At 68.2% G+C, this 11655-nt stretch carries 12 protein-coding genes; 8 read left to right on the top strand and 4 right to left on the bottom strand.

Annotation, left to right across the window (positions count from 1 at the left end; all coding sequences use genetic code 11):
- Positions 1-28 precede the first annotated feature (28 nt).
- The 7 genes from A4F85_RS22590 to A4F85_RS22560 all read left to right on the top strand — a co-directional run bounded on the left by A4F85_RS22590 (position 29) and on the right by A4F85_RS22560 (position 6951).
- Positions 29-1015 (top strand): YihY/virulence factor BrkB family protein, encoded by a 987-nt coding sequence (locus tag A4F85_RS22590; RefSeq protein WP_034397739.1) that lies wholly within the window; start codon positions 29-31, stop codon positions 1013-1015.
- Between the two features lie 124 nt (positions 1016-1139).
- Positions 1140-2078: a LysR family transcriptional regulator gene (locus A4F85_RS22585; RefSeq protein ID WP_043780296.1), complete on the top strand. Its 939-nt coding sequence runs from the start codon at positions 1140-1142 to the stop codon at positions 2076-2078.
- A gap of 236 nt (positions 2079-2314) precedes the next feature.
- Positions 2315-3178 (top strand): branched-chain amino acid ABC transporter permease, encoded by an 864-nt coding sequence (locus A4F85_RS22580; protein WP_043823209.1) that lies wholly within the window; start codon positions 2315-2317, stop codon positions 3176-3178.
- Positions 3179-4153 (top strand): branched-chain amino acid ABC transporter permease, encoded by a 975-nt coding sequence (locus A4F85_RS22575; protein ID WP_012202200.1) that lies wholly within the window; start codon positions 3179-3181, stop codon positions 4151-4153. It abuts the gene before it with no gap.
- Positions 4140-4904: an ABC transporter ATP-binding protein gene (locus A4F85_RS22570; RefSeq protein ID WP_034397744.1), complete on the top strand. Its 765-nt coding sequence runs from the start codon at positions 4140-4142 to the stop codon at positions 4902-4904. The genes A4F85_RS22575 and A4F85_RS22570 overlap by 14 nt, the downstream gene beginning before the upstream one ends.
- Positions 4891-5598, top strand: coding sequence for an ABC transporter ATP-binding protein (locus A4F85_RS22565; protein WP_043823207.1), 708 nt, complete (start codon positions 4891-4893; stop codon positions 5596-5598). Before A4F85_RS22570 ends, A4F85_RS22565 begins: the two co-directional genes overlap by 14 nt.
- A gap of 177 nt (positions 5599-5775) precedes the next feature.
- On the top strand, positions 5776-6951 hold the full coding sequence (locus A4F85_RS22560; RefSeq protein WP_013800139.1) for an ABC transporter substrate-binding protein: 1176 nt from the start codon (positions 5776-5778) through the stop codon (positions 6949-6951).
- Between the two features lie 63 nt (positions 6952-7014).
- Here the strand turns inward: A4F85_RS22560 and A4F85_RS22555 are convergent, their stop codons facing one another.
- The 4 genes from A4F85_RS22555 to A4F85_RS22540 form a co-directional block, all read right to left on the bottom strand.
- Positions 7015-7788 (bottom strand): SDR family oxidoreductase, encoded by a 774-nt coding sequence (locus A4F85_RS22555; protein WP_012202205.1) that lies wholly within the window; start codon positions 7786-7788, stop codon positions 7015-7017.
- A gap of 155 nt (positions 7789-7943) precedes the next feature.
- Positions 7944-8750: an IclR family transcriptional regulator gene (locus A4F85_RS22550; protein WP_012202206.1), complete on the bottom strand. Its 807-nt coding sequence runs from the start codon at positions 8748-8750 to the stop codon at positions 7944-7946.
- Positions 8751-8794: 44 nt separating this feature from the next.
- Positions 8795-9568: a ferredoxin--NADP reductase gene (locus A4F85_RS22545; protein ID WP_012202207.1), complete on the bottom strand. Its 774-nt coding sequence runs from the start codon at positions 9566-9568 to the stop codon at positions 8795-8797.
- Between the two features lie 260 nt (positions 9569-9828).
- Positions 9829-10764: a LysR family transcriptional regulator gene (locus tag A4F85_RS22540; protein WP_043823206.1), complete on the bottom strand. Its 936-nt coding sequence runs from the start codon at positions 10762-10764 to the stop codon at positions 9829-9831.
- Between the two features lie 93 nt (positions 10765-10857).
- Between A4F85_RS22540 and A4F85_RS22535 the strand changes: the two genes are divergently transcribed.
- On the top strand, positions 10858-11649 hold the full coding sequence (locus A4F85_RS22535; protein ID WP_043823203.1) for an SDR family NAD(P)-dependent oxidoreductase: 792 nt from the start codon (positions 10858-10860) through the stop codon (positions 11647-11649).
- Positions 11650-11655: the final 6 nt, after the last annotated feature.

Raw genomic sequence — 11655 nt, 5'->3', positions numbered from 1 at the left:
TGGTGCGCCGCTGAGCACAATGGGGGCCATGCCCTCAGATACCCCGGAAACTCCCCCCGCCTCGTCCTGGTCCGCACGCCTGCAGCGCCTGATGGAGCTGAACCCGCTGCGCGCCATGTGGAATGCCGTGCAGCTGTGGCTGGACGCCGATGGCCTGCGCATGAGCGCGGCCATGTCCTTCTACGGCATCCTGAGCCTGGCGCCGCTGCTGCTGCTGCTGGTCGGCCTGCTGGGCTGGTGGGTGGACCGCAGCTATGTGGAGCACCAGTTGATCGACCAGGTGCAGGACGTGATCGGCGAGCGCGGTGCCCAGGTCGTGCGCGGCGCGCTGGAAAGCGCCCAGCGGCCCGACGAGGGGCGGCTGGCCTCGCTGTTCGGCTTCATCCTGCTGATGTCGGGCGCCACGGGTGTGTTCGTGGAGCTGCAGTCCGCGCTGGAAAAGCTCTGGACCTCGAACGGCGAGCCACCGCCGCCCAAGGCCGTGTGGTGGCGCATGGCTGCGCTGCGGCTGCGCGGCCTGACCTATGTGCTGGCGCTGGGCTTCTTGCTGCTGGTGTCCATGGCCCTGTCCACGGCCATCCAGCTGATCACCAACTGGGCCGGCACCAAGCTGCAGATGCAGCCGCTGGGGCCGCTGATCAGCCTGATCAACGAATGCGTGTCCTTCGGCATTGCCGTGCTGCTCTTCGTGGGGCTGATGCGCATCGGCAGCGGCCCCAAGCCCCGGCTGCGCTATCTCATCTTCGGCGCCATCGTCGGCGCCCTGCTGTTCACGCTGGGCAAGCAGGCCCTGGCCTGGTACCTGTCCACGGCGGCCGTGGTCTCGGCCTATGGCGCTGCGGGTTCGCTGGTGGTGCTGTTGATGTGGATCTATTTCTCGTCGGCCATCCTGCTGCTGTCGGCCGCCACGGCCAAGGCCTTCAGCGACGCCGAGGTGCGCTTCACCCACCCCATCCGCTGGGCGCCGCCCGCCGGTCCAGCGCAGGCCAGGGACACTTCGGACGGCAAGGGCTGAGCGGCTGCATTTCGACGAAGATGAACGCCTGCGCCGCGGCCCGCAAAGCCGCGGCGCAGGGCGTTTGGGAGTGGAACAATGCAGCGAAAGTCCCCGGGCACCGAGGCCCGGGGCCAAGGACAACATGGACCGATTGCAGACCATGCGGGTGTTTCAGACCGTGGCCGACGAGGCCGGGTTTTCGGCGGCGGCGCGTCGCCTGGACATGTCCGTGCCCACGGTCACGCGCCTGGTGGCCGATCTGGAGCAGCACCTGGGCACGCGGCTGCTGCAGCGCACCACGCGCAGCGTGTCGCTGACCGAGGCCGGCGAGGCCTATCTGGAGCGCGTGCGCGGCATCCTGGCCGATGTGGAGGATGCCTTCAGCCTGGCGCAGGCGCACACGCTGGAGCTTTCGGGCGCCGTGCGCGTGCTCACGCCGCCCGTGTTTGCCGAACATGTGCTGGCGCCGCTGGTGGCGGACTTCCACCGCCTGCATCCGCGCATCTGCATCGAGGTCTTCGTGGAGTCGGCCAGCGAGGCCGCCGTGGGCGAGTACGACATCACCTTCCTCAACGCCGAGGAGGGTTATGACGGCAACGTGGTGGCGCGGCCCATCGTCACCACCTGCGGCCTGGCCTGCGCCTCGCCCGAGTACCTGGACGCCCATGGCGTGCCCGCCGTGCCCGAGGATCTGGCGGGCCACCAGTGCCTGCTGCGCCGCCGCGCCCAGGGCCGCTCCGACGTGCTGCGCCTGCGCCGGCTCGATGGCAACGCGGGCGAGGCCGAGGTGGCCGTGCAGCCCGTGCTGGTGGCCAACCACACCGGCACGCTGCTGCGTGCCACGCTGGACGGCGCGGGCATCAGCACCCAGCCGCTGGACCTGATTGCGCGCCACCTGCGTTCGGGCCGCCTGCGCCATGTGCTGCCTGAATGGACCACGGGCCATTTCACCCTCTACGCCACCTTGCCCACGCGCAAGTTCATGCCGGCGCGCGTGCGCAGCTTCCTGGACTTCGTGGCCGAGCACACGCAGCGCTCCATGCAGGGCCTGCCCGCCAACTTGCCGGCCCTGTCCATCTGAGCGCGGCTGTCATCTAGGTTACTGGCGGGGCCCTGAGGGTCTCGGGGTTTCCCAGGTGAATTCCGCTGTGCGGAATCTTCGGGTTGATCGTGGCGCCGCCCCCCTCCTAAGCTGGCCTTGCCTGTCTGCCGCATGCGTTGTCGCGCCGCGCCGGCCGGCCATGCAAAGGAGACAAGACAATGCAAGCACAGACCCTGGCCGGGCGCCGAGCCGCGCCTTTCCGCAGGAGGCGTTGAATGGACGTTTTTCTGCAGCAAGTGCTCAACGGCCTGACCCTGGGCGGCATCTACGGCCTGGTGGCCCTGGGCCTGACTCTGGTCTACGGCATCCTGCACGTGCCCAATTTCGCGCACGGCGGCTTCTACATGATCGGCGCCTTCGTGGCCTTCCAGGCCATGGTGGCCTGGAGCTGGGGCTACTGGGCGGCCATGCTGACCGCAGCCATCGCGGTGGCGGTGCTGGGCATCGTCAGCGAGCGGCTGATCTTCCATCCGCTGCGCAAGGCCTCGCCCCTGCATCCCAAGATCGCCTCCATCGGGCTGCTGCTGTTCCTGGAGGCGGGCGCCCAGGCGCTGTGGGGCGCGGACTTCCAGCGCATGCCCACGCCCTACACCTCCATCGTGGAGATGGGCGGCATCACGGCGCCCGCGCAGCGCCTGCTGATCATCGGCGCGGCCTTTGCGCTGATGGTGGCCCTGCACCTGTTCCTGACGCGCACCATCACGGGCGCGACCATCATCGCCATGGCGCAGAACCGCGAAGGCGCATCCATGGTGGGCATCGATGCCAACCGCGTGTCCATGCTGACCTTTGCCATCTCGGGCGTGCTCGCGGCCGTGGCGGCCACGCTGTATGCGCCCATCAACCTGGTCTATCCGGCCATGGGCCACCTGGTCATCACCAAGGCCTTCGTGATCATCATCCTGGGCGGCATGGGCAGCATCCCGGGCGCCGTGCTGGGCGGACTGATCATCGGCTTTGCCGAGAGCTTCGGCGCCTACTACATCTCCACCGACTACAAGGACATCATCGCCTTCGTGCTGCTGGTGGTGATCCTGTCGCTGCGCCCGCAGGGCCTGTTCGCCAAGAGGAGTCATTGAATGAACGGATTCATCGACTCCCGCGTTGCCTGGGGCCTGCTGCTGGCCGCCGGCATCGCCTTTCCCTGGCTGGCGGGCAATGACTACCACCTCACGGTGATGAGCACGGCCTATATCTTCGCCATCGCCACGCTGGGCCTGAACCTGATCACGGGCTACACGGGCCAGCTCAATCTGGCGCACGCGGGCTTCATGGCCGCGGGCGCCTATACCGTGGGCATCCTCACGGTGGACCATGGCTGGCCGTTCTGGGGCGGGCTGGTGATGTCGGGCGTGGTGTGCGCGGTGCTGGGCTACCTGATCGGCATCGTCTCGCTGCGCCTGAAGGGGCACTACTTCTCGATCTTCACGCTGTGCGTGGGCTACATCATGTTCCTCGTGATCGAGAAGTGGGAGGGCCTGACCCACGGCACGGTGGGCATCATGGGCATCCCCGCGCCCGAGGCCCTGGGCGCGCTGAGCTTCGAGTCGCCGCTGGCGCTGTACTACCTGGTGCTGGCCTTCCTCGTGGCCTCGGTCTGGGTGATGCGGCGCATCGTCCGGTCGCTGCTGGGCCGCACCTTCATGGCCATCCGCAACAGCGACGAGCTGGCCGAGGCGCTCGGCATCAACCTCATGCGCAACAAGGTGCTGGCCTTCATGCTGAGCGTGGTCTACGCGGGCGTGGCCGGCGGCCTGTACGCCGGCTTCGTGCGCTTCATCGGTCCCGACATGGCCGGCGTGCACCACACCTTCGACATGATGATCTTCGCCATGGTCGGCGGCATGGGCACGGTGCTGGGGCCGCTGTTGGGCGCCATCGGCATGCCCTGGATCACGCAGTACCTGCAGTTCCTGCAGGAGTACCGCTTCATCGTCTTCGGCCCGATTCTCGTGATGCTGGTGATCTTCATGCCCTACGGCGTGGTGGGCAGCTTCACCGCATGGCGCGCGCGCCGCAATGCCAAGGAGGGCAAGCCGCATGCTCAAGATTGACCGCCTGACCAAGACCTTCGGCGGGCTGGCCGCCGTGAGCGATGTCAGCACCGTGATCGAGGAAGGCCGCATCAACGCCATCATCGGTCCCAACGGCGCGGGCAAGACCACGTTCTTCAACCTGATCAGCTGCGTGCACAAGCCCACCTCGGGCACCATCACCTTCAACGGCCAGGACGTGACCTCGCTGCGCACGGACCAGGTGGCGAAACTGGGCGTGGCGCGCACCTTCCAGACCACGGCGCTGTTCGACCGCGCCACGGTGCTGGACAACCTCATCGTGGGCCACCGGCTGCGCACGCGCTCAGGCCTGTGGGACGTGCTGCGCGGCTCCAGCCGCCTGCGCGAGGAAGAGCGCGTGTGCCGCGAGAAGGCGCGCGACGCGCTGGACTTCGTGGGCCTGTCGCATGTGGCCGGCCGCATTGCGGGCGACATCACGCAGGAGGAGCGCAAGCGCGTGGCCTTCGCGCTGGCCCTGGCCACCGACCCAAAGCTGATGCTGCTCGACGAGCCTGCCGGCGGCGTCAACCCCGAGGAGACCGAGGGCCTGGCCGAGCTGATCCGCAAGCTGGTGCGCCACGGCATCACGGTGGCGCTGATCGAGCACAAGATGGGCATGATCATGAGCCTGGCCGACAAGATCCTGGTGCTCAGCTACGGCGAGAAGATCGCCGAGGGCACGCCCGAGGAAATCCGCCGCAACCCCGCCGTCATCGATGCCTACCTGGGGAGCGAGCATGCTGAAGTTTGAGAACGTGTCGCTGCGCTACGGCAGCTTCCTGGCGCTGGACGGGGTCAGCCTGCATGCCGACCGCGGCGAGCTGGTGGTGCTGCTGGGCGCCAACGGCGCGGGCAAGAGTTCGCTGTTCCTCACGGCCAGCGGCATCCACAAGGCCGCAGGCGGCTCCATCGTCTGGAATGGCAAGGAGCTGGCCGGCAGCAAGCCCTCGGCCATCGTGCAGTCCGGCGTGGTGCAGTGCCCCGAAGGGCGCAAGCTGTTTCCCCAGATGTCGGTGCTGCGCAACCTGCAGCTGGGCGCCTACGTGCACCGCCGCGACCCCGGCCCCAGCCAGAAGACGCTGCAGGAGGTGATGGAGCTGTTTCCCATCCTGCGCGAGAAGCAGCACGACCCGGCCGGCTCGCTGTCGGGCGGCCAGCAGCAGATGGTGGCCATCGGCCGCGCCATGATGGGCCGGCCCCAGGCCCTGCTGCTGGACGAGCCCTCGCTGGGCCTGGCGCCCCTGGTCATCAAGCAGATGTTCGAGGCCATACAGCGCATCAACGCCGCTGGCACCACCGTGCTGCTGGCCGAGCAGAACGCCTATGCGGCGCTGAAGATCGCGCACCGCGCCTATGTGATGGAAAGCGGCCGCATCGTGCGCGAGGGCAAGCCGGCCGAGCTGCTGGCTGACGACTCCATCCGAAAAGCCTACATCGGTGCATGACATGGCACTGCACCCCCTGAGCCGCTGCGCGGCTTCCCCCTCTCTCTCGCTTTGCGAGGGAGGGGGACGACGCCCTCGCTGCGGGGCGGCCCTTGCTCGGCGTCCCTGGTCTGGGCTGCGCCGGATTTATGCGTTGCGTCAGCAGCGATTCGTTCTTCACTATCCAAGGAGACAGACATGACAGCATTCGCACCATTGACCCGCCGCAGGGTGGGCACGCTGGCCCTGGCCTGCGCCGCCGTGGCCGCTGCCGGCCCCGCGCTGGCGCAGGAGGTGGTCAAGATCGGCTACTCGGGCCCGCTGTCGGGCGGCGCTGCCCAGTACGGCAAGAACGTGCTCGACGGCATGCAGATGGCCGTCTCCGAGATCAATGCCGCAGCTCCCGAGATCGGTGGCAAGAAGGTCAAGATCGAGATCGTGCCGCTGGACGACAAGTACAACCCGTCCGAGACCGCGATCAACGCCCAGCGCCTGGTGCAGCAGCACAAGACGGCGGCCATCCTGGTGCCGCATTCGGGCGGCATCTTCGCGCTGCAGACCACCAACGAGCGCAGCAACTTCATCGTGCTGGCCTACAGCTCGGTGCCGCAGATCACCAACCGGGGCAACAAGCTGACCCTGCGCATCCCGCCCGAGTTCACCTCGTACATCGACCCGTTCTCCAAGTACGTGATGGGCCGCTTCGGCAAGAAGGTGGCCCTGGTGGGCGCCGACCACGACTACGCCAAGGCCTGGGTCGCCGCCTTCAAGCCCGGCTGGGAAAAGCTGGGCGGCACCGTGGTGGCCGAGAACGCCATGAGCTACAACCGCGCCACCGACTTCTACAGCGGCGTGAGCAAGGCCCTGGCCGAGAAGCCCGACGTGCTCTTCGTGGGCGGTGCCTCCGAGCCCACGGCCCTGGTCGTCAAGCAGGCGCGCGAGCTGGGCTTCAAGGGCGGCTTCGTGGTCATGGACCAGGCCAAGCTCGACGAAATGGCCCGCGTGGTCGGCGGCTATGCGCCGCTGGAAGGCGCCATCGGCGTCATGCCCGTCTCCGAGGACACCAAGCCCGAGAACAAGGCCTTCGTCGAACGCTTCGGCAAGGTCTACCCGGGCCGCATCCCGGGCTCGGAGGCGCAGTGGAACTACACGGCCGTGCACGCCACCGTCAAGGCCATGCAGCTGGCCGGCTCGGCCTCGGACACCAAGGCCATCCACGCCAAGCTGGACGAGGCCTACAAATCCCTGCGCCCCGACGTGAACCCCGGCGGCGTCAAGGGCGTCGATGAGCGCGGCGGCACCCTGACCACCGAACGCGGCGCCGCTGTGCGCGACGGCAAGATTGAGGCGGTGATGACGGTGGCGAACAAGTAGAGCGCCGCGCACTCCTCAAAAGACAAAGCGCACCCTTGGGTGCGCTTTGTATTGGAGTTGCCCTCAAAGAAGGCTCGCTCCACCATCCAGCACCAACGCCTGCCCCGTCATGTGCCGAGACGCATCGGACGCCAGGTAGACCACGGCGCCCTTGAGGTCCTCCTCGCCGCCGATGCGTCGCAGCGGGGCGCGGGCGATGAGCTGGTCGCCGAGCTTGTCGATGAGGCCGTTGGCCAGCTTGCTGGGGAAGAAGCCCGGGCAGATGGAGTTGACGCGGATGCCGTAGTGGCCCCATTCCGAGGCCAGGGTGCGCGCCAGGTGCACGGCGGCCGCCTTGGAGGTGTTGTAGGCCACGGTGTTCATGCCGGGCGGCGTGCCCTTGAAGGCCGCGACCGAGGCCGTGATGATCACGTTGCCCTGGCCCTTGGGGATCATCACGCGCCTGGCCACTTCGCGGGTGAGGAAGAAGGGCGCCGAGACGTTGAGGTTCATGACCTTGTTCCAGGCCTCGTCCGGGTATTCCTCGGCCTTGGCGCCCCAGGTGGCGCCGGCGTTGTTGACGAGGATGTCGATGTCGCCGCAGCGCGTCAGCACGTCGTCGACCAGGGCGGGGATGGTGTCGAACTTCTGCAGGTCGTTGGTGAAGGTCTCGACCTGGTAGCCCAGGCCCTGCAGGTGGGCCTTGGCCTCGGCCAGTTCATCGGACTTGCGCGCCGTGATGGCGAGGCGGGCGCCCATCTCGCCCAGCGCCTCGGCCATCTGCAGGCCCAGGCCGCGCGAGCCTCCGGTGATGAGGGCGGTCTTGCCGGTGAGGTTGAACAGTGCTTTCACGCTCATGCTGGGTGTCTCCTGCCTTGGTTTCCTGATGGTTGAGCAACGCCCTCCATGCTAGGGCGCCAGGGCGGCGCGCGCTGTCGTCTTGGCTACTGTGCGGGTAATGCGCGGCTACTGTGCGGGCGCCTGCGGGACAGCCGGCCAGGCCCGGTCTGCGGTCAGGCGCGGTCTATGTCCTGCTGCAGCCGCCGCACCATGCGCTGCAGCGCAGGCACGCCGTCCTGGCGCAGCGCATCGGCCGTGACGAAGCGCGAGGGCCCGCCCAGGCTGACGGCCATCAGCGGCAGGCCACGCCCCGGCGAGAAGGCCAGGGCGATGGCGTTGACCTCGGGCTGCCAGTCGCCGAACGAGCACGACAGCCAGGGTTGCGGATGGGTGCTGGCGCCGGGCCACAGCGGCAGTTGGGCCTGGGCGGCGGCCCATTGCTCGGGGGCGTGCGATTGCAGGTAGTCCAGCGCGCGCTGGCGCTCGGATGCGGGGCTGGCGGCCAGCCAGGCGCGGCCCACGGCCGTGGTGGCCAGGGGGATGCGCGAGCCCATGTCCAGGTCGCGGTGCGTGAAGCGCGCGCTGGGGCAGTGCTCGATGTAGACCATGTTGTGCCGGTCGCGTGCGGCCAGGGCCACCTCGGCATCGGTGGTGGCGGCCAGCTTTTGCATCAGCGGGCGCGCGATCTGGCGCACGTCCAGGCGCGAGAGCATGGCGCTGCCCAGGGCCAGCGTGGCTGTGCCCAGGCGGTATTTGCCCTCTTCGGGCACGTGGATGAGGTAGCCCAGCGTGGTCAGCGTGTGCGTGAGGCGCGAGACCGTGGACCTGGGCAGTCCGCAGCGCCTGGCGATGTCCTGGTTGCCCAGCAGCTTTTCGCCGGAGCGAAAGCAGGACAGGACATCAAGGCCGCGCGCCAGGGCGACGATGAAGTTGCGGTCATCGTCGCCGGGCTGGGGCGGCGGGGTGCGGGAGGGCGGCATGCGCCGATTATCGGCAGCCGCCCCGCCACGGGGTGTCGTGGGCTTTACTTCTCGACGAAGGCGCGCTCGACCACGAAGTCGCCAGGCGTGGTGGTGTTGCCTTCCTTGAAGCCGCGGTGCTCCAGCAGTTCCTTGAGTTCGTTCAGCATGGCGGGGCTGCCGCACAGCATGACGCGGTCGGTCTCGGGGTTGAGCTCGGGCAGGCCGATGTTCTGCGGGAAGGTGCCGGCCGTGATCTGGTTGGAGATGCGGCCCTGGTTGCGGAAGGGCTCGCGCGTCACCGTGGGGTAGTAGACCAGCTTGTCCTTGACGATTTCGCCGAGGAATTCATGCTCGGGCAGTTCCTTCTCGAACAGCTCCTGGTAGGCCAGCTCGCTGGCGTGGCGCACGCCGTGCACGACGACGACCTTCTCGTAGCGCTCGTAGGTCTCGGGGTCGCGGGCCACGGCCAGCCAGGGGGCCAGGCCCGTGCCGGTGCCGATCAGGTACAGGTTCTTGCCGGGCAGCAGGTAGTCGATCAGCAGCGTGCCCGTGGGCTTCTTGCCGACGAGGATGGTGTCGCCGACCTGGATGTTCTGCAGGCGCGAGGTCAGCGGACCGTCGGGCACCTTGATCGACAGGAACTCGAGGTGCTCCTCGTAGTTGGGGCTGGCGATGGAGTAGGCACGCAGCAGGTTCTTGCCGTCGACCTTCAGCCCGATCATCGTGAAATGGCCGTTGGAAAAGCGCAGCGCGGTGTCACGGGTGGTGGTGAAGGAGAAAAGGCGGTCGGTCCAGTGGTGGACGGACAGCACGCGTTCTTCAAGAAAAGCACTCATGTTGGCAATACGGTGAATTCGGGGCAGGCAGTGCCCGCCGGGACGTTGCAATGAGAGGTCAGTGCCATTCAGGCACGCGGTGGCGGGAAGCACAGGGGGCAGGCGCGGTGTGCGCGTTGCCGCTGCTTCGTGGCGGCCGGTGACCGGGGCAAGGTCGCTATTGTCCGGTAAATGGCGTCACAAGGGGCAGGCGCGAACCTTTGTCTTGATACGGATTAGTGATAAGCAAAATGACGCTGGCTGAATCGCTGCAGCGCTCGCTAGGGCTTTGCGGCCGGGCCAGCGCCAAGCGTCCAGGGCAGGACCGCTTCGGCCAGCCAATCCATGAGCACGCGCACGCGGCGCGGCAATTGGCGGCGCTGGGCGTAGATCAGGTACAGCGGCATGGGCGGCGGCGGGTGGCGGGGCAGCACCTCGACCAGTTCCCCTGCGTCCAGCAGCGGCTGCACGGCCAGGCGCGGAACCTGGATCAGCCCCAGGCCGGCCTGGCAGGCCGCGAGATAGGCCTCGGCATTGTTCACGGTGAGCGCGCCCGCCATCGGCAGGTACCGGGGCTGGCCATCCTCCTCGTACTCGAAGCCCAGCGGCCGCGCGCCCAGCGTGCGCTGGTAGTGCACCAGCCGGTGACCGCCCAGATCCTGCAGCGTGGCGGGCAGCCCGTGGGCCTGGACATAGCCGGGGCTGGCGCAGGTGGCCAGCGCCACCAGGCCCAGCGGGCGTGCCACCAGGCCGGGCTCGTCCACGGGGCCCAGGCGCAGCACGCAATCAAAGCCTTCGCGCACCAGGTCCACGCGGCGCTCGGTGCAGCTCAGTTCCAGCTCCAGCGCCGGATGGCTTTGCAGCAGTTGCGGCAGCAAGGGCATGACGACGTGGCGCGCCAGGCCGGTGGTCATGTCCAGCCGGACCTTGCCTTGCAGCGGCGCGTCGCCGGCCTGCTGGAACTGGCCCTGGAACTCGTCCACGTCGGCCAGCAGGTCCTGGCAGCGCTCGTAGCAGGCCTGGCCGTCCTGGGTGAGCTGCACGCGCCGCGTGGTCCGGTGCAGCAGCCGCGTGCCCAGCCGCGCCTCCAGTTGCTGCACGGCCTGGGAGACGCTGGCCTTGGGCAAACCCATGCTGTCGGCCGCACGCGTGAAGCTGGCCATCTCGGCCACGCGGCTGAAGATCTGCATCTGCTCCAGAAGCTTGATTGTTTGCATGGGGCGAACAAATAAATCAGAAACAGCCAATTTATCCAAAAATCGACCTTCAATACAGTCGCTGTCATTGCAAACCACCTAACGAGGTCCGCCATGACAGCTTCTCCTTCGACCGCTTCTTCCCCTGCCGCCCGCCGCATCGTCCTCGTCACGGGCGGCAGCCGCGGCCTGGGCCGCAATACGGCCGAGCACCTGGCGCGCCAGGGCTTGGACGTGGTGCTGACCTACCGTGAGCGTGCCGACGAGGCCCAGGCCGCCGTGGCCGCCATCGAGGCGCTGGGCGGGCGGGCCGCCGCCCTGCAGCTGGACGTGGCGCGCAGCGCGGGCTTTGCGGACTTTGCGGCCCGCGTGCGCCAGGCGCTGGCCGATACCTGGCAGGCCGACCGCCTTGATGCGCTGGTGCACAACGCCGGCATCGGCATCAATGCACCCTTCGCGGCTACCACCGAGGCGCAGTTCGACGAGCTGGTCGCCATCCACTTGAAGGCGCCGTTCTTCCTGAGCCAGCACCTGCTGCCCCTGCTGCGCGATGGCGGCAGCATCATCCACCTGTCCAGCGGGCTCACGCGCTTCACCCAGCCGGGCTATGCGGCCTATGCATCCATGAAGGGCGGGGTGGAGGTGCTGACGCGCTACCTGGCGCGCGAGCTGGGGGCGCGCGGCATTCGCGTCAACACGGTGGCGCCGGGGGCGATTGCCACGGATTTTGGCGGTGGCCGTGTGCGCGACGATGCACAGGTCGGCGCGGCCCTGGCCAGCCAGACTGCGCTGGGCCGCGTGGGCCAGCCCGACGACATCGGCCCCGTGATGGCCGCCCTGCTGCAACCCGGCATGGGCTGGGTGCAGGGCCAGCGCATCGAGGCCTCGGGCGGCATGTTTCTCTGAAGGCGC

Origin of the sequence: Delftia sp. GW456-R20 (genome assembly GCF_001622915.1) — a bacterium.
Lineage (GTDB): Bacteria > Pseudomonadota > Gammaproteobacteria > Burkholderiales > Burkholderiaceae_C > Comamonas > Comamonas acidovorans.
This window is presented reverse-complemented; position numbering and strand designations above follow the sequence as displayed.

Coding starts and splice junctions, on each gene's coding strand:
- A4F85_RS22590 (WP_034397739.1), top strand. CDS start 29: ATGCCCTCAGATACCCCGGAAACTCCCCCCGCCTCGTCCTGGTCCGCA.
- A4F85_RS22585 (WP_043780296.1), top strand. CDS start 1,140: ATGGACCGATTGCAGACCATGCGGGTGTTTCAGACCGTGGCCGACGAG.
- A4F85_RS22580 (WP_043823209.1), top strand. CDS start 2,315: ATGGACGTTTTTCTGCAGCAAGTGCTCAACGGCCTGACCCTGGGCGGC.
- A4F85_RS22575 (WP_012202200.1), top strand. CDS start 3,179: ATGAACGGATTCATCGACTCCCGCGTTGCCTGGGGCCTGCTGCTGGCC.
- A4F85_RS22570 (WP_034397744.1), top strand. CDS start 4,140: ATGCTCAAGATTGACCGCCTGACCAAGACCTTCGGCGGGCTGGCCGCC.
- A4F85_RS22565 (WP_043823207.1), top strand. CDS start 4,891: ATGCTGAAGTTTGAGAACGTGTCGCTGCGCTACGGCAGCTTCCTGGCG.
- A4F85_RS22560 (WP_013800139.1), top strand. CDS start 5,776: ATGACAGCATTCGCACCATTGACCCGCCGCAGGGTGGGCACGCTGGCC.
- A4F85_RS22555 (WP_012202205.1), bottom strand. CDS start 7,788: ATGAGCGTGAAAGCACTGTTCAACCTCACCGGCAAGACCGCCCTCATC.
- A4F85_RS22550 (WP_012202206.1), bottom strand. CDS start 8,750: ATGCCGCCCTCCCGCACCCCGCCGCCCCAGCCCGGCGACGATGACCGC.
- A4F85_RS22545 (WP_012202207.1), bottom strand. CDS start 9,568: ATGAGTGCTTTTCTTGAAGAACGCGTGCTGTCCGTCCACCACTGGACC.
- A4F85_RS22540 (WP_043823206.1), bottom strand. CDS start 10,764: ATGCAAACAATCAAGCTTCTGGAGCAGATGCAGATCTTCAGCCGCGTG.
- A4F85_RS22535 (WP_043823203.1), top strand. CDS start 10,858: ATGACAGCTTCTCCTTCGACCGCTTCTTCCCCTGCCGCCCGCCGCATC.